We start from the raw sequence: 16474 nt of genomic DNA, 5'->3' as shown, positions 1-16474 counted from the left end.
CACATCTGCGGGGGGTCGTGGGAGGGGTGGGGTTCCCCCCCCCCCCCCCCCCCCCCCCCCCGCCCCCCCCCCCCCCACAGGTGAACTACGCGTCCAGGGCGCCTACTTCACCGGCGCCATCTCGTCGACGATGCCCGGGTGGTTGTCGATCCACTTCTCGACGCCCTTGTCCTCGTTGCCCTTGCCGGCGTCCTGGATCGCCTTCTCCAGGCTGCCGAGCTCGTCGGCGCTCATCTTCCAGTTCTTCAGCCAGCCGTGGAACTCCGGGAACTTCTCGGGGAAGCTCTTGTTGCCGACCGTCTTGATCTGGTTGTCGGCGCCCCAGGTGCCCTTGGGGTCGGCGAGCTTGGTGAGCTTGTACTTGCTGTACGCCCAGTGCGGCGACCACAGGACGACCGCGACGGGCTCCTTCTTCTGGTACGCCCGGTCCAGCTCGGCGAGCATCGCGCTGGTACCGGCCGAGGTGACCTCGAAGTCCTCCAACCCGTAGGCCGGCGCGACGGTGTCCTTGAGCCGCTTCATCTCGCCGGTTCCGGGCTCGATTCCGATGATCTTGCCCTTGAACTCGTCCTTGTGGGCGCGCAGGTCGTCGAGGGTCTTGACGCCCTTGACGTAGGACGGCACCGCGATCTCCAGCGAGGTCTTGTCGTACCACGGTCCGACGTCGACGAGATCCTTCTGGTACTTGTCCCAGTACTGCTTCTGCGCGACCGGCAGCCAGGCGTCGGTCTCCACGTCGATCTGCCCCGTGGACAGCCCGGTCCACATCGGCCCGATGTCGAGGTTGCGGATGTTCGGCCGATAACCGCGCTTCTCCAGGACGTTCTTCCACAGGTAGGTGGTGGCGATGCCCTCGTCCCAGGCGGGGTAGCCGATGTTCGGCGCCCGGCCCGCGTCCCTGCCCTTGGCGTAGGTGGCCTTGCCGCCCGGCGCGACCTTGTCGACCAGGCCGGGGTGCTTCTTCAGCCAGGTACGGACACCGTCCTGCTCATGGCCCTCGCCGGCGCTCTTGATGTCGTTCTCGAGGCTGGTGAGCTGCTTCTCGTCCAGGTGGAAGTTCTTCATCCACCGGGCGACCTCGGGCTCGTCCTTCGCGAAGCCCTTGCGGCCCAGCAGGTGCAGGCTGTCACCGGAGCCGAACGACCCCTTGGGGTCCTTGAGCTTGGTGAGCGGGTACTTGTCGTAGGCCCAGTGCGGCGACCACAGCGTGACCGCGATCGGCTTCTTCTGGTGGACGGCGCGGTCCAGCTCGCTGAGCATGGAGGCGGTGCTGGACTCCTGGACCCGGTACTCGCCGCCCAGGCCGTAGTCCTTGAGGACCTTCTCCTTGAGGATCTTCATCTCGCCGGCGCCCGGCTCAATGCCGGTGATCTTGCCGCCGAACTCGCCGCCCCTGCCCTTGAGATCGTCGAGGGTCTTGACGCCCTTGACGTACGACGGCACCGCGATCTCCAGCGACGTCTTGTCGTACCAGGCGCCGAGGTCCTCCAGCTGGTCCGCGTACTTCTTCCAGTACGAGGCGTGCGTGGTCGGCAGCCAGGCGTTGGTCTGGACGTCGACGTCACCGCGGGCCTGCCCGGCGAACAGCGGGCCGGCCTCCAGGGCCTGCACCTTGGGCCGGTACCCGCGCTGCTCCAGGATCTCCTTCCACAGGTACGTGGTGGCCTTGCCCTCGTCCCAGTTGACGTAGCCGAGGCTGATCGGACGGCCGTTGCCGCCGCCCTGGCCGCCGCCCTTGCCGAACACGCCCATCCCGCCGGCGACCAGCGCGAGGACGACCACACCGACCGTCGCCACGGACGTGGCGGGCCGCCACTGCAGGAACTTCAGCCCGCCGAGCGCCGCCTGCGCCTTGGCCAGCGCCCGCCGGCCGAGCGGGGAGACCCGCTGGTTGAGCGCGCCGGTCATCCGGTCCAGGTACATGGCGAGGATGACGACCGCGAGGCCGGCCTCGGCGCCCAGCGCCACGTTGACCGAGCTGATCGCGTTGTAGACGGACGAGCCCAGTCCGCCGCCGCCGACCATGCCGGCGATGACGACCATGGACAGCGCCAGCATGATGACCTGGTTGATGCCGGCCATGATCGTGGGCAGCGCCAGCGGCAGCTGGACGCGGAAGAGAGTGCGCCGCGGGTGGGTGCCGAACGCCTCGGCGGCCTCGACCAGTTCCGGGTCGACCTGCCGGATGCCGAGTTCGGTCATCCGGACCGCGGGCGGCATGGAGAAGACGATGGTGGCGACGATGCCGGGGACCACACCGAGGCCGAAGAAGAGGATGCCGGGGATGAGGTAGACCATCGCCGGCATGGTCTGCATCAGGTCCAGGACCGGGCGCAGCGCACCGCCGACGACCCGGCTGCGGGCCGCCCAGATGCCGAGCGGCACGGCGACCACGACGGTGATCAGGCAGGCCACCAGGACCAGGGAGAGCGACTCGATGGTCGGGCCCCACTGCTCGATCGAGTCGATCAGCGCGAACCCGAGGAAGGTGAGCAGGGCGGCCGGCAGACCGCGCAGCCACCAGGCGAGCACCGCGAGGATGCCGGCCAGCAGCAGCGGTTCGGGCCCGGCGAGGACGGTGTGGATCCCGTCGTAGAGGCCGTTCAGGACCTTCGTGATCAGGGTGAAGAGCCAGTCGAGGTTGTCGCGCAGCCAGTTGACGGCGTCATTGGCCCAGCTGCCTATCTGGATCCTAGGCACCGGCGATCACCTTGCCCTTGGGCTCGCCGTCCTCGGCCTTCGCGGCGGTCCTCGCCGCGGGCCGGGCGGGGACGGTGGCGGGGGCCTCGTCCCGGGCCTCGCCGGACTCGCCGAGCGCGGCCAGCAGCCGCTCCGCCGGCACGGCACCGACCAGCGCTCCCTCGTCGTCGGTCACGGCGACCGGAACGGTGCTGGTGGAGCAGGGGGCGAACAGTTCGGCCAGCGGGGTGTCGACGCCGACGGTCGCGGGCGCGGCGGCCCGGAAATCCGCCGCGGTGGCGAGTTCACGCCCGTCCGGCGCCGTGGTGCCCAGCACCGTGCCGGTCTCGGTCATGATCGCGCCGGCGGTCAGCACCCGGCTGCGGTCCACGTCCTGGATGAAGGACGCGACATAGTCGTTGGCGGGCCGGACGAGGATGTCCTCGGCGCTGCCGGTCTGGACGATCCGCCCGTCCCGCATCACCGCGATCCGGTCGCCGAGGCGCATCGCCTCGTTGAGGTCGTGGGTGATGAAGACGATGGTCTTCTTCAGGGTCTTCTGCAGCTGGAGCAGCTGGTCCTGCATATCGCGGCGGATCAGCGGGTCGAGCGCGCTGAAGGACTCGTCCATCAGCAGCAGGTCGGCGTCGGTGGCCAGCGCCCGGGCCAGGCCCACGCGCTGCTGCATACCGCCGGACAGCTCGTCGGGCCAGGACTTCTCCCAGCCCTCCAGCCCGGTCAGGGCCAGCGCCTCGGTGGCGCGCCGCTCGCGCTCGGCGCGCGGCACGCCCTGCACCTCCAGCCCGTAGGCGGCGTTCTCCAGCACACTGCGGTGCGGGAAGAGCGCGAAGTGCTGGAAGACCATGGAGATCTTCTCGGAGCGGACCCTGCGCAGCTCCTTGTCGCTGAGCGAGGTGAGGTCCTGGCCGTCGAAGCGGACGGTGCCTGCGGTCGGCTCCAGCAGCCCGTTGAGCATGCGCAGCAGCGTGGACTTACCGGATCCGGACAGACCCATGACGACGAAGATCTGGCCCTCGTCCACCTCGATCGACGCGTCGATCACGGCGGCGGTGGTGCCTTCGGCCCGCAGCTCGTCCCGGCTCGCGCCGGCTTCGAGGGAGCGGACCGCGTCCTCGGGTCGTCTGCCGAACACCTTGTACAGGTGCTCGGCTTGCAGCCTGGACACATAAACCTCTCTTGTCGCACGAGAAACGACCTGCCACCCCCGCAGGCAGGTCGTGGTGCGGGACGGGTTCGGCCCGTCTTCACCAGTGAAAGGTTTGGATCTCCACCGGGTCCGCTCCGGCTGCGCGCCTGCCCGTCCTTATGCGGCTCAAACACGACGGTGTTCTAGATCACAACGCTGCGACGTATGGGGCATACGGCATCATGCGGGGTGTGACTCGACGCCTGATGCTCCTCGATACCGCCTCTCTCTACTTCCGCGCCTATTTCGGGGTACCGGAATCGGTCAAGGCGCCGGACGGTACGCCGGTGAACGCGGTACGCGGCCTGCTGGACTTCATCGCCCGGCTCGTCCAGGACCACCACCCCGACGACCTGGTCGCCTGCATGGACTTCGACTGGCGCCCCCAGTGGCGGGTCGATCTGATCCCCACCTACAAGGCGCACCGGGTCGCCGAAGAGGCTCCGGCTGGGTCCGCGGAGCCCGACGAGGAGGAGATCCCCGACACCCTCTCGCCGCAGGTCCCGGTCATCGAGGACGTCCTGGACGCGCTCGGCATCGCCCGTATCGGTGCGGCCGGCTACGAGGCCGACGACATCATCGGCACCCTGACCGCACGGGCGAAGGGCCCGGTGGACATCGTCACCGGCGACCGCGACCTGTTCCAGCTCGTCGACGACCGGCGCGGGATCCGCGTGCTGTACCCCCTCAAGGGCGTCGGCACGCTCCAGATCACCGACGAGGCGCTGCTGCGTGAGAAGTACGGCGTGGACGGCCCCGGCTACGCCGATCTGGCGCTGCTGCGCGGCGACCCCAGCGACGGTCTGCCCGGCGTCCCGGGGATCGGCGAGAAGACCGCCGCCAAGCTGCTCGCGACCTACGGCGACCTCGCGGGCATCATGGCCGCCGCCGAGGACCCCGCCTCTAAGGTGACCCCCGCCCAGCGCAAGCGCCTGCTGGAGGCGCGCCCGTACCTCGCCGTCGCCCCGAAGGTCGTCAAGGTGGCCGGCGACGTCGCCGTCCCCGACGTCGATCACACCCTGCCCACCGAGCCGGCCGACCCCGAGTGGCTGGAAGCGCTCGCCACGCGGTGGGGTCTGGGCGGCGCCTTGCACCGATTGCTCGTCACTCTCCACCGATGACCTGTTAGGTTAGGTATACCTAACCTAACAGGGGAGACCGCCGTGGCAGCAGAGCGTCCGTCCCGCAAGAAGCCCGTCGTGCACCGCGCCCGGGTACAGCGCACCGAGCGGCTCACCCCGCACATGGTCCGCGTGGTGCTGGGCGGTGAGGGGCTGGCGGAGTTCACCGCGGGCGAGTACTCCGACCACTACGTCAAGCTGGTCTTCCCGCTGCCCGGCGTGGCGTACCCCGAGCCGTTCGACATCGCGCAGATCCGCGCCGAGTTCCCGCGCGACCGCTGGCCCCGGACCCGTACGTACACCGTGCGCGCCTGGGACGGCGACGCCCGCGAGCTGACCGTGGACTTCGTGGTGCACGGCGACGAGGGCCTGGCCGGCCCCTGGGCCGCCGCCGCGAAGCCCGGCGAGGAGATCTTCCTGCTCGGCCCCGGCGGCGCCTACGCCCCCGAGTCCGGCGCCGACTGGCACCTCCTCGCCGGCGACGAGAGCGCGCTGCCCGCCATCGCCGCTTCCCTGGCCCGCATGCCCGCGGGCGTGCCGGTGCACGCGTTCATCGAGGTCGCCGACCCGGAGGAGCACCAGGACCTCGCCGCCCCGGCCGGCGCCGAGATCACCTGGCTCCACCGCGGCGGCGCCCCCGTCGGCCGCGAACTCGTCGCCGCCGTACGGGCCCTGGACTTCCCGGCCGGCCGGGTCCAGGCCTTCGTCCACGGCGAGGCCGGCTTCGTCAAGGAACTCCGCCGCCTGCTGCGCGTCGAGCGCGGCGTGCCCCGCGAGTCCCTCTCCATCTCCGGCTACTGGCGCGCCGGCCACGACGAGGACGGCTGGCAGGCCTCCAAGCGCGACTGGAACCAGCAGGTGGAGGCCGAACAGGAGTCGCCCGCGGCGGCCTGACCCGGCGTCACCGGACGCCGCCGCCACGGCGCCCCGCTACTCCACGGAGATGTCCTCGAAGGTGAGGGTCACCGTCTCGGTGGCGGGCCCGGAGGCGGTCGCGTCCAGGTCCGGGCCCGTCCAGGACGAGGCCCAGGCGTGGGCGAGACGGAACCGCCGGACCGGCTGCTCGGCGGCGTCGGACACGGTGATGGTGACGTTCTGCCGTGCGCCGTCGTGGTCGCCCTCCAGACTGGCCCTGATCCAGTCGGTGAAGGCCGTGCTCTTGTCCATGCCACGGGTGAGCGTGACCTCGCCGGCCTGGGGGGCACCCGGCTGCTTGCGCACGATCAGTTCGCCGGTGGACGAGGCCTGCCGTGTTTCGACCACGTCCTGCCCCATGGTCAGTCCGGAGACGTCCTGGAGGGTCTCGACCTGGAACTCGCCGAGTTCGATCGTGAAGGTGTGGCTGGTGAGAGCATCGCCGGTCAACATGGGCGGGTCCTCCTGCTGTTCGCGCGTGGGCGACCGGGGACGCCCCCGGCCGCCTGACCACCCCTCACAACGACCGACACCAGGCCAGGTAGCGCACCTCAGCCCTGGTCCGGACCGCCCCGGCCCTCCCCCTGCTCGTACCTGCGCGCCGACGCCTCCACATGCGCCAGCCGCCGCATCGCCATGAGGACCGCGTCCCCCAGCACCGTCCCCACCACGACGGTCTCCACCATGCCGTCGACCTCCGCGTTGCGGCCCACCCAGTCGAGATCGGCGGCCGCGACCCGTTCGCAGGCGTCGGCGTAGTCGTCGACGATCTCCTCGAACTCGCCGCGCCCGATGCCCTGGAAGGTGGCGAGCGCGACGGCCAGCGCCTCGACCGCCGGATTCTCCGGCTCCACCCGCCAGCCGCGCCGGCGGATCAGCTCCGCGACCTTGCCCCGCGCCTCCTCCATGCCGTCCGGGGTGGCGGTCGGCGGCGGGGTGATCGCCAGCTGGGCCGCGCCGAGCACCTTGTGCACCGACTCGCCGGGCGAGTCGACGGCGGCCAGCACCTCGCGGACGACCGAGACCGAGAGCCCGCCGACGTCCATCAGCCCGCGGATCAGCCGCAGCCTGCGGACGTGGCCCTCGTCGTAACTGGCCTGGTTGGGGCTGGTCAGCCGGCCCGCCGGCAGCAACCCCTCCCGGACGTAGTACTTGATCGTCGGGACCGCGACGCCGGTCGCGCGACTCAACTCCCCGATGCGCATGCCGCCCTTTCCCGCGCCCGGCCACCGCCCGGCGCTCCTTGCCTCCCGGGGCGCCCCGCCCGCTCCCGGCCTTGCCAATCCGGTCCCCATCATAGATAGTCCAGCTATCAGATAGCGGTAAGCACCACTATCCATTCTTCGGTTCAGGGGGACCCGTATGTCCAGATATCGTTCGCTGCTCGCCTTCTCCTGGGCGATGGCCGCGCTCGCGGTCGTCGCGGCGGTCGGCCTGGTCGTCGACGACCGGGTCCTGGCCGGGGCACCGATCTGGTTCAAGCCGCTGAAGTTCGCGGTGTCGTTCGTGGCCTACGGACTGACGCTCGCCTGGATGCTGTCCCGACGCCCGGTCCGAAGCCGGGTCGCCCCATGGGCCGCACACACCGTCGTGGCCGCCGGGACCGTCGAGATGGCGATCATCACCGGACAGGCGATCCGCGGCCGGCGCAGCCACTTCAACATCGAAACCCCCCTGGACCAGGGCCTGTTCGCCGTCATGGGCCTCACCATCGTGGTCCTGTGGGCGGCCACCCTGGTCATCGCGCTGCTGCTCTTCCGGGCCCGCCTCGGCGACCGGGCCGCGACCTGGGCGATCCGGCTCGGCCTGCTGATCGCGCTGGCTGGGCTGCTGCTCGGCGGGCTGATGCTGGCGCCCACACCGCAGCAACAGGCCGCGGGCGAGCTGAGCACCGTCATCGGCGCACACAGCGTCGGCGTCCCCGACGGCGGCCCGGCCATGCCGCTCACCGGCTGGAACACCACCGGCGGCGATCTGCGCATCCCGCACTTCGTCGGCATGCACGCCCTCCAGGCGCTGCCCCTGTTCCTGTACGGGATCGAGGCACTGGCCGGCCGGTTCGCCCGACTGCGGCACGAGCGGGTGCGGCTGCGGCTGGTGCTGGTCGCGGCCGGCTTCCTCACCGCGCTGCTGGCACTGGTGACCTGGCAGGCGCTGCGCGGCCAGGCGCTGATCCATCCGGACGCGGTGACGCTGGGCGCGCTGGGTGCCGTCGGGGCGGCCACCGCGATCGGGGCGTACGCGGCACTGCGGCGGCCCGCGGACGCCCACACCCAGGACGACCGCACCGCGGAATCCCCCACCCCCGCACCGGAGTTGACCGCATGAGCGACCGCACCCTCTTCGATCTGGCCTTCCTTCTCGCGGCACCGTTCTGGGCGCTGCTGGTCCTGGCCCCCGGATGGCGCTGGACCGACCGGATCGCCGCCTCGCCGCTGCCGATGGTGCCGGTCCTCGCGGTCTATCTCGCCCTGGCCGTCCCGGTCTTCCCGCAGCTGTGGGCCGCCGTCAGCCACCCCGGCCTCGCGGCGTTCCAGGAACTGCTGCGGCTGGGCGGCGGCGCCGGTGCGATCTGGGCGCAGGTGATCGCCTGGGATCTGTTCCTGGGGCAGTGGATGTACCGCGAGGCCCGCGCCCTGGGGATCCCTGCGCTGGTGATGGGGCCGCTGCTGGTGCTGACCGTGCTGCTCTCCCCCATCGGCGTACTGCTCTTCCTCGGCCTGCGCACGGCCGTCCGCCTCCGCGGGCGCCGCGCCGCCGGAGCGCGGCACCCCGCGCCGCACGGACGACTTTCCGCTCCCTGACAACAAAAGTTCTCGGTCGCGCTCAGGTGGCGTGATCGACGTAGCGCTCACCCGCCCCGCCGACGAGCCCGCACGGGCCTGGCAGGCCTGGGTCGCCGGTGCACGCAACGGCGCCGCGCCCCCCACGTACGGGGACGCGGCGCCGCCGCAGTGCCGGGGCCGGGCCCTATCGGTCAGCCCACGGACGAGTACGCCACCACGCCTCGCAGTACACCGTCCATCGCCCGGCGGGCCGTCCGCGCCACCGAGCCCTCGGGCGGGGCGGCCGCCGCTATCTGGCCGAGGATGTCGACCAGCTGCTTGCACCAGCGGACGAAGTCGCCGGCCGGCATCTCGGCCTCGCGGAGCACCTCGTCGAGGCCGAAGCCGGAGGCCCAGCGGTACGCCGCCCAGGCGAAGCCGAGGTCCGGCTCGCGCTGGCCGACGCCCTCCGCCTGGCTGATCTTGTGGTCCTCCTCCAGGGCGTCCAGCCGGCCCCAGATGCGGACCATCTCCCCCAGGGCGTCCCGGGCCTTGCCGGACGGCAGCTTGGGCGCCACCGCGTCGTCCGCCTGCCGCGCCTCGTACACCAGCGCCGAGGCGCAGGCCGCCAGCTCCGCCGGGCCGAGTCCCTCCCAGACACCGTCGCGCAGGCACTCGCTCGCCAGCAGATCCAGCTCGCCGTAGAGCCGGGCCAGCCGTCGTCCCTCGTCGGTGACCGTGTCGCCTTCGAGGTAGTCCAGCTCGGTCAGCAGCGCGCAGATCCGGTCGAAGGTACGGGCGATGGTGTTCGTCCGGCCCTCGATCCGGCGCTCCAACTGGCGGGTGTCGCGCAGCAGCCGGTGGTAGCGCTGCGCCCAGCGGGCGTGGTCCTCACGCTCGTCGCAGCCATGGCAGGGGTGCGCGCGCAGCTCCGTACGGAGCCGGGCGATCTCGCGGTCGTCGGCCGCCTCCGAACGGGCCTTGCGATGCCGCGACGGCACGATATGGCCCGCCTTCGTCCGCAGCGCGGACGCCAGATCGCGGCGCGACTGCGGGCTGCGGGCGTTGAACGACTTGGGGATCCGCATCCGGTCCAGGGCCGCGACGGGCACCGGGAAGTCGATCGAGGCCAGCCGCTTGACCTGCCGCTCGGCGGTCAGCACCAGCGGCCGCGGGCCGTCCTGCGCGTCGAAGCCGCGGTGGCCGTTCGTCCGTCCCGAGGGCATCCCGGGGTCCAGGACCAACGCCAGGCCCGCGTACTTTCCGGTGGGCACATGGATGACATCGCCGGGCTTGAGCTTCTCCAGGGCGGCCGCGGCGGCCACCCGCCGCTGCGCCGCGCCCTGCTTGGCCAGCTCCGTCTCCCGGTCCTTCAGCTCCCGCCGCAGCCGGGAGTACTCCTCGAAGTCGCCGAGATGGCAGGTCATCGAGCCGCGGTAGCCGGCCAGCCCCTCCTCGTTCTTCTGCACCTGGCGCGATATCCCGACCACCGACTTGTCGGCCTGGAACTGCGCGAAGGACATCTCCAGCAGCTCCCGCGAGCGGTGCCGGCCGAACTGGGAGACGAGGTTGACCGCCATGTTGTACGACGGCTTGAAGGAGGAACGCAGCGGATACGTACGCGTCCCGGCGAGGCCGGCCAGCGCACCGGGGTCCATCCCCCGCTGCCACAGCACCACCGCATGGCCCTCGACGTCGATGCCGCGGCGGCCGGCCCGGCCCGTCAGCTGGGTGTACTCGCCGGGGGTGATGTCGGCGTGCTGCTCGCCGTTCCACTTCACGAGCTTTTCCAACACCACCGACCGCGCGGGCATGTTGATGCCCAGGGCCAGTGTCTCGGTCGCGAAGACGGCCTTGACCAGGCCCTTGACGAACAGCTCCTCGACGACCTCCTTGAAGGTCGGCAGCATGCCGGCGTGGTGCGCCGCGATGCCCCGCTCCAGGCCCTCCAACCACTCGTAGTAGCCCAGCACATGGAGATCGGTGTCCGGGATTCCGGCCGTCCGCGCCTCCACTATGCGGCGGACCTGCTCACGGCCCTCCTGGTCGTTGAGCCGCAGGCCCGAATAGAGGCACTGCTGGACGGCGGCCTCACAGCCGGCCCGGCTGAAGATGAACGTGATCGCGGGCAGCAGGCCCTCGATGTCCAGGCGGTCGATCACCTCGGGCCGGCTCGGTGTCCAGATCCGGGCGCGCTGGCGCCGCTCCCGCTCCCGGTCGGCCTCGCGCAGATTGCGGCCCCGGCGCTTGTCCCGGCCGAAGGTCGGCCGGCTGTTCTCCATCCGCGCCAGCCGCTCCAGGTCGGGGTTGACCTCGCGACGGCCACCGCCGCTCCGGCCGTCCCGCTCCTCGAACAGGTCGTAGATCCGCCGGCCGGCCAGGACGTGCTGCCACAGCGGCACCGGGCGGTGCTCGGAGACGATCACGGCGGTGTCGCCACGGACCGTGTCCAGCCAGTCGCCGAACTCCTCGGCGTTGGAGACCGTCGCCGACAGTGACACCAGCGTCACCGACTCCGGGAGATGGATGATCACCTCTTCCCATACGGCGCCGCGGAAGCGGTCGGAGAGGTAGTGGACCTCGTCCATGACCACATAGCCGAGGCCGATCAGCGACTGGGAGCCGGAGTACAGCATGTTCCGCAGCACCTCGGTGGTCATCACGATCACCGGCGCCTCGGAGTTGACGCTGTTGTCGCCGGTCAGCAGACCGACCTTGTCCGCGCCGTACCGCTTGACCAGATCCTGGTACTTCTGGTTGGACAGCGCCTTGATGGGCGTGGTGTAGAAGCATTTGCGGCCCTGCTCCAGGGCCAGATGGACGGCGAATTCGCCGACGATCGTCTTGCCGGACCCGGTGGGGGCCGCGACCAGCACGCCTTTGCCGGCCTCCAGGGCCTGGCATGCCTCGACCTGGAACGGATCCAGATCGAAGTCGTACATCTCTCGGAACGGGGCGAGTGCGGTGGCCTGCTCGGCCGCCCGGAGCTTGGCGGCGGCATAGCGCTCAGCAGGGGACATGTCCTCGGTCATCGTGCTTACGAGACTACCGGCCACCTCTGACAACGACCCGATCTTTATGTGCGGGCTTTACCGAGCGGGGTGACGCCCGGGTCCGCACAGCGCGACGGCCCCGGCTCGTCGAGCACGGGGCCGTCACTGCATGTCATGAACCGTTACGTCACGTCGTCGTAGCCGCCGCGCCGCGGCGCGCCGCCCTCGCCCGCGTCCCCGCTCGCCTGCTCGGGAAGCATCCGCCCGGACGGCACCGGCTCGATCTCGTCGACCTCCGACGGCGTCAGGTCCAGCTCGGAGGCCTCGTCGTCGCTCAGCCCCGCGTCCGGGTTGCCCAGCCTGCGGCGGCGGTCGTTGAGGAGGCAGACCCCGGCGGCGCCGAAGTACAGCACCACGATCGGGGTGGCCAGCAGCCCCATGGTCAGCGGATCACCGGTCGGCGTGGCCAGCGCCGCGAAGATGGTGATGCCCAGCACCATGAACCGCCACCAGCCCACGATCCGGCGGCCGGTGAGCACCCCGCCGAAGTTGAGCAGCACCAGCACCAGCGGTAGTTCGAAGGCGAGGCCGAAGACCAGCACCATACGCGTGACGATGTCGAAGAACTCGTCGGCCGGAAACTGGTTGGCCCAGTCGCTGGGGGTCAGCCCGACCAGCGCACCCGCGGTGGTCGGCAGCACCGCGTAGGCCAGGTAGGCACCGCCGAGGAACAGCGGCACACCGGCGGCTACGAAGCTCAGCGCGTACTTCTTCTCATGCTTGTGCAGCCCCGGCGCGAGGAACGCCCACAGCTGGTAGAGCCACACCGGGCTCGCGAGGACGACTCCTGTCGTGAGGGCCAGCTTGAGCATGATGGTGAACGGTGCCAGCAGACCGTTCGCGGTGACCACGACGCACGGGTGCTCCCGCGGCGCGGCCGCAGTCGTGCCCTTGGGGCAGCCCACCGTGTCGATCACCGGGCCCGTGATGAAGTGGGCGATCCACTCGTACTGCCACATCGCAACGGCGGTGACCACGCCCATCGCCAGCACCGACTTCAGCAGCCTGTTGCGCAGCTCACGCAGGTGCGCCGCGAGCGGCATCCGCCCCTCGGGGTCCTTCTCCTGCTTGCGGGCAGACTTGAGCAACCCACGTCCTCGTCTCGTGCATCAGCCGTTGCCGACCCCGGGCCGGTGCGACTGGATCGGTTCGGTCAGCTCTGCTTGGTGGCGTTCGGCTCGGCCACGGGGCGCGAGCTGCTCACATCACCGGGAGCCGCCTGGATCGTACGAGGGGCCGGCTGTGCGGCCTCGGAGGAAGCCTCCGGCGTCGTACCGGTAGCGGCACCGCCCTCCGCATCGCCGTCCTTCTTCATCGCCTTGGCCTCGCTCTTGAGGATGCGAGCGGACTTGCCGAGCGAACGCGCCATGTCCGGCAGCTTCTTCGCGCCGAACAGCAGCACAATGACAACGAGGATCAGAATGATCTCGGGGGCCCTCAGGTTGCTGAGCATGTGCGACTACCTTCTCGCCGGGGCGGCGTCTGCTGGTTGCCTGCCGATGGGTCGGACTGGCGTGCTGGTGCTGCATCGATCGTAACGTTCGGTGGTGAACGCCGGGCAATCCCCTTGCATACGTGTGATTGCCTCGATCGCCGCGCTGTCTGAACCGCGCACGCAGCCTACCTCTCCGCGCCACGCGACAGCAGAGCGCCGACGCCCGCAGCGACGTCCGGAGCACCCGGCCGGGGCACACCCACTAGGGCGTGTCCCGCCCGACCTCGTGCATCCGGGACGCGAGCGGCGTGGCGGCGCGCTCCAGGTCCTGGGCGGCCCGCTGGATCCGCTCCGACGTCGCCCCGACCTGGCGGGCCAGCCGCCGTACCTCGACGAAGACGCGGACGGCGAGGACGCCGAGCACGGCGATCCCGGCGAAGCCGAGGGCGACAGCGATCATGGGCCAGAGCATGGAGCGAGCCTATCGGTCAGCCGATGTGCAGCCGCAGCGTGCGCACCCCACCGCCGGTGAGCAGCTCCACGATCCGCTCGCCGGCCGGTTTGCGCACCGCCCGTCCGCAGTCGGGGCAGGTGAAGGAGTAGAAGGTGGTGCGGCTGCTGGCGCCGATCGCCAGCCGGAAGGCGTCCGAGGCCAGCTCGAAGCGGCCCCGGCAGTCCGGGCAGGCCGCCTTGAAGAGCACCGGAGCGGTTGCGCCCGCCATCATGGTCGTCATCCTTCGCTGCCTCCTCCTTCTCCCTGCCGTGCACGCCGTCCGCGGTCAGCCCGGCGCCCCGGGCGGTCCCGGTGCGCCGCGCGCTCACTCGCCGTACGCCGCGAGCGCCTGGTCCGCCGCGCGCCGCGCGCTGTCCGCGAGCGCCTGCGGCGCCACGATCCGGCCGTCCCTGCCCAGCCGCAGCGCCAGCCGCCGCAGCGAGGCCGGGTCGGGGGTGCGCAGGGTGATGCGCAGCCCGCCGTCGGGGAGCTCCTCGGCGCTGTCGTGCGGGTAGTACTCGGCGACCCAGCGGCCGCCGGGGCCGACCTCGATGGACACCTCGGGGTCCTCGGCGGCCGGCTGCACCAGGCCCTCCGAGAGGTCGCGCAGTTCGACCGGAGGCGGATCGGCGGGCGCGTCGAGCAGCTTGATCTCGGCGACCCGGTCGAGCCGGAAGGTGCGCCGGGCCTCCGAGAGCCGGCACCAGGCCTCCATGTACGTGTGGCCGACCGCGAAGAGCCGGATCGGGTCCACCTCGCGCTCGGTCAGCTCGTCGCGGGCCGGGGAGTAGTAGCGCAGCCACAGCCGGCGCCGCTCGGCGATGGCGCGGTCGACGTCGGCGAAGACCCCGCCTTCGGACTCGAAGGTCACCGAGAGCCGGGAGCTGGCACCGGCCGCCTCGCCGGCCGCCGCCTCCAGCTTGGCGGTGGCGCGCAGCAGCGCCTGCCGATCGCCCTCGCGCAGTCCGGGCAGGGTGGCCACCGCGCGGGCCGCGACCAGCAGGGCGGTGGCCTCGTCGGCGGCCAGCCGCAGCGGCTCGGCGACATCGTCGGGGTTGTGCCACCAGATGCGGTCGCCGTCGGTGTCGATGTCCAGCAGGTCGCCGCCGCGGAAGCTCGTCCCGCACATCGGCAGTACGTCGAGGTCGGCGATCAGCTCGTCCTCGGTGATGCCGAAGGCGCGGGCGACGTCGCCGACGCGGGCGCCGGGGCGCTCGCGGAGATACGTCACCAGCGACAGCATCCGGCGGGTCTGGTCGATCGCGTTCGTAGCCATGGAGTCGTTCGTCCCTCTCAGCCCTTGGCCACGGCGCGCAGCCGGTCGATGACCTCGGCGCGCAGCTCGGCGGGTTCCAGTACGACCACATCGGGCCCGAACTCCACGAGCCAGGCGTCGAGTCCATGGCCGCTGGGGATCTTCAGCTCGTCCCAGCCGTCGCCCAGGTCGCGGACGGTCAGCGCACGGGCCCGCAGCGGATAGCCGTGCTCGGCGCGGAGCCTGATCCTGGCGGTGCCGGTGGCGGTCTCCCCCGCCCAGCTCTCCACGGTCTCGCGGACCGTGACGTGATCGGGCACCGGAGCGGTGAACTTCCCTTGCCGCGAACGGACCTTGCCGGTGATCCGGGAGAGCCGGAAGACCCGCTCGGCCCTGCGGTCGCGGTCCCAGCCGGCGAGGTACCAGTGGCCGCGCCAGCACTCCAGGATCCACGGTTCGACCTGCCGCTGCTCGGGGTGGGCGGCGGTGGACTTGCGGTAGTCGAAGACGACCGGGCGGCGGTCGCGGCACGCCAGCATCAGCGGCTCGAAGGCGGCCTCGTGGGCGGGGATGCGGGGTTCCAGGGCGCTGTGCGGCTGCCCGGCGTCGTAGTCCTCGCCGTCGCCGGCCAGCGGCATCCCGGCCGCGCGCAGCTTCTGCAGCGCGCCACTGGCGGCGCCGGCCAACCGGGCCTGCTGCCAGATCTTGGCGGCGAGCCCGAGGGCTGCGGCCTCCTCGGCGTCCAGGGTGATCGGGGGGAGGCGGTTGCTGTCGCGGCGGGCGAGGTAACCGATGTCGCCCTCGATGCCCTCGACGGTCTCGATGACCAGGCCGAGCTCGCGCAGATCGTCCTTGTCCCGCTCGAACATGCGGTTGAAGGAGTCGTCGCCGCTCGCCTCGATGTAGGCCTCGATGGACGATCTCAGCTCGCGCTTGGTCAGCGGGCGTCGCGTCCCCAGCAGGCACAGCGCCAGGTTCATCAGCCGCTCGGCCTTGGCAATCGCCATCGACGCCCTTTCTCGTTGAACTCCCGATCGTTGACCGTACCGCTCGGGGTGGTCCAGGTAAAAGCCGAGGGCCCGCGCCAGGGATGGCACGGGCCCTCGGATACCTCACAGGCGCGCGGTCCCGGGCCGGGACCGGCGGCGGTCTCAGACGGCGATCAGGTCGCAGACGAAGATCAGCGTCTCACCCGGGGCGATGCGGCCGCCGCCGGCGCCGCGCTCGCCGTAGGCGAGGTGCGCGGGGATGGTCAGCCGGCGACGGCCACCGACCTTCATGCCCTGCACGCCCTGGTCCCAGCCGGCGATGACCTGTCCGGCGCCCAGCTGGAACTCCAGCGGATTGCCGCGGTTCCAGCTCGCGTCGAACTCCTCGCCCGAGCTGAAGGCGACGCCGACGTAGTGGACCTTGACGAAGTCCCCGGCCTTGGCGACCGCCCCGTCGCCCTCCCACAGGTCCACGATCTCCAGCTCGGTGGGAGCCGGGCCCTCAGGAAAGTCGATCTCGGGCTTGTCGATGTTCACGAATGTGCTCCTACTTACGAATCTT

16 protein-coding genes are annotated in these 16474 nt (G+C 71.2%); 4 read left to right on the top strand and 12 right to left on the bottom strand.

Annotation, left to right across the window (positions count from 1 at the left end; genetic code table 11):
• Positions 1-102: 102 nt before the first annotated feature.
• Positions 103-2700 (bottom strand): ABC transporter permease/substrate binding protein, encoded by a 2598-nt coding sequence (locus ACZ5XZ_RS37865; protein ID WP_468986817.1) that lies wholly within the window; start codon positions 2698-2700, stop codon positions 103-105.
• Complete coding sequence (locus tag ACZ5XZ_RS37860) at positions 2693-3865, bottom strand: quaternary amine ABC transporter ATP-binding protein (protein WP_468986815.1); 1173 nt, start codon at positions 3863-3865, stop codon at positions 2693-2695. The genes ACZ5XZ_RS37865 and ACZ5XZ_RS37860 overlap by 8 nt, the downstream gene beginning before the upstream one ends.
• Before the next feature lie 227 nt (positions 3866-4092).
• On the opposite strand from ACZ5XZ_RS37860, the gene ACZ5XZ_RS37855 reads away from it, so the two are divergent.
• Together ACZ5XZ_RS37855 and ACZ5XZ_RS37850 are read left to right on the top strand one after the other, a co-directional pair.
• Positions 4093-5007: a 5'-3' exonuclease gene (locus tag ACZ5XZ_RS37855; protein WP_468986825.1), complete on the top strand. Its 915-nt coding sequence runs from the start codon at positions 4093-4095 to the stop codon at positions 5005-5007.
• 42 nt (positions 5008-5049) lie between these two features.
• The gene (locus ACZ5XZ_RS37850) at positions 5050-5901 is read left to right on the top strand and encodes a siderophore-interacting protein (RefSeq protein ID WP_468986812.1); all 852 of its coding nucleotides are present in this window, start codon (positions 5050-5052) and stop codon (positions 5899-5901) included.
• 36 nt (positions 5902-5937) lie between these two features.
• Here the strand turns inward: ACZ5XZ_RS37850 and ACZ5XZ_RS37845 are convergent, their stop codons facing one another.
• Together ACZ5XZ_RS37845 and ACZ5XZ_RS37840 are read right to left on the bottom strand one after the other, a co-directional pair.
• A complete protein-coding gene (locus ACZ5XZ_RS37845; RefSeq protein ID WP_468986810.1) occupies positions 5938-6375 on the bottom strand; it encodes a phage tail protein in 438 nt (145 codons plus the stop codon).
• Between the two features lie 98 nt (positions 6376-6473).
• Positions 6474-7127 carry a MerR family transcriptional regulator gene (locus ACZ5XZ_RS37840; RefSeq protein WP_468986808.1) on the bottom strand — a complete coding sequence of 218 codons (654 nt, stop codon included), beginning with the start codon at positions 7125-7127 and terminating at the stop codon, positions 6474-6476.
• Between the two features lie 196 nt (positions 7128-7323).
• Between ACZ5XZ_RS37840 and ACZ5XZ_RS37835 the strand changes: the two genes are divergently transcribed.
• Both ACZ5XZ_RS37835 and ACZ5XZ_RS37830 read left to right on the top strand, forming a co-directional pair.
• On the top strand, positions 7324-8250 hold the full coding sequence (locus ACZ5XZ_RS37835) for a hypothetical protein (protein WP_468986822.1): 927 nt from the start codon (positions 7324-7326) through the stop codon (positions 8248-8250).
• On the top strand, positions 8247-8726 hold the full coding sequence (locus ACZ5XZ_RS37830) for an ABA4-like family protein (RefSeq protein WP_468986807.1): 480 nt from the start codon (positions 8247-8249) through the stop codon (positions 8724-8726). Before ACZ5XZ_RS37835 ends, ACZ5XZ_RS37830 begins: the two co-directional genes overlap by 4 nt.
• Positions 8727-8899: 173 nt before the next feature.
• Here ACZ5XZ_RS37830 and ACZ5XZ_RS37825 read toward each other — a convergent pair whose 3' ends face one another.
• From ACZ5XZ_RS37825 to ACZ5XZ_RS37790, 8 genes are all read right to left on the bottom strand, one after another.
• On the bottom strand, positions 8900-11719 hold the full coding sequence (locus ACZ5XZ_RS37825; RefSeq protein WP_468986805.1) for a DEAD/DEAH box helicase: 2820 nt from the start codon (positions 11717-11719) through the stop codon (positions 8900-8902).
• Positions 11720-11862: 143 nt separating this feature from the next.
• The gene (gene tatC / locus ACZ5XZ_RS37820) at positions 11863-12828 is read right to left on the bottom strand and encodes a twin-arginine translocase subunit TatC (protein WP_468986803.1); all 966 of its coding nucleotides are present in this window, start codon (positions 12826-12828) and stop codon (positions 11863-11865) included.
• 65 nt (positions 12829-12893) lie between these two features.
• Positions 12894-13193 (bottom strand): Sec-independent protein translocase subunit TatA, encoded by a 300-nt coding sequence (gene tatA / locus ACZ5XZ_RS37815; RefSeq protein ID WP_468986802.1) that lies wholly within the window; start codon positions 13191-13193, stop codon positions 12894-12896.
• Between the two features lie 244 nt (positions 13194-13437).
• Positions 13438-13647: a hypothetical protein gene (locus ACZ5XZ_RS37810; protein WP_468986801.1), complete on the bottom strand. Its 210-nt coding sequence runs from the start codon at positions 13645-13647 to the stop codon at positions 13438-13440.
• 16 nt (positions 13648-13663) lie between these two features.
• Positions 13664-13909: a hypothetical protein gene (locus tag ACZ5XZ_RS37805; RefSeq protein ID WP_384441307.1), complete on the bottom strand. Its 246-nt coding sequence runs from the start codon at positions 13907-13909 to the stop codon at positions 13664-13666.
• An 84-nt stretch (positions 13910-13993) separates the two neighbouring features.
• Complete coding sequence (locus ACZ5XZ_RS37800) at positions 13994-14944, bottom strand: helix-turn-helix transcriptional regulator (RefSeq protein WP_393488196.1); 951 nt, start codon at positions 14942-14944, stop codon at positions 13994-13996.
• Between the two features lie 17 nt (positions 14945-14961).
• Positions 14962-15930 (bottom strand): helix-turn-helix transcriptional regulator, encoded by a 969-nt coding sequence (locus ACZ5XZ_RS37795; RefSeq protein ID WP_468986799.1) that lies wholly within the window; start codon positions 15928-15930, stop codon positions 14962-14964.
• 144 nt (positions 15931-16074) lie between these two features.
• The gene (locus ACZ5XZ_RS37790; protein WP_468986796.1) at positions 16075-16449 is read right to left on the bottom strand and encodes an FKBP-type peptidyl-prolyl cis-trans isomerase; all 375 of its coding nucleotides are present in this window, start codon (positions 16447-16449) and stop codon (positions 16075-16077) included.
• Between the last annotated feature and the right edge of the window lie 25 nt (positions 16450-16474).

Source organism: Streptomyces sp. NPDC033270, assembly GCF_055576575.1.
Note: the sequence above shows the minus strand (reverse complement) of the source record. Positions and strands in the feature narration are given on the sequence as shown.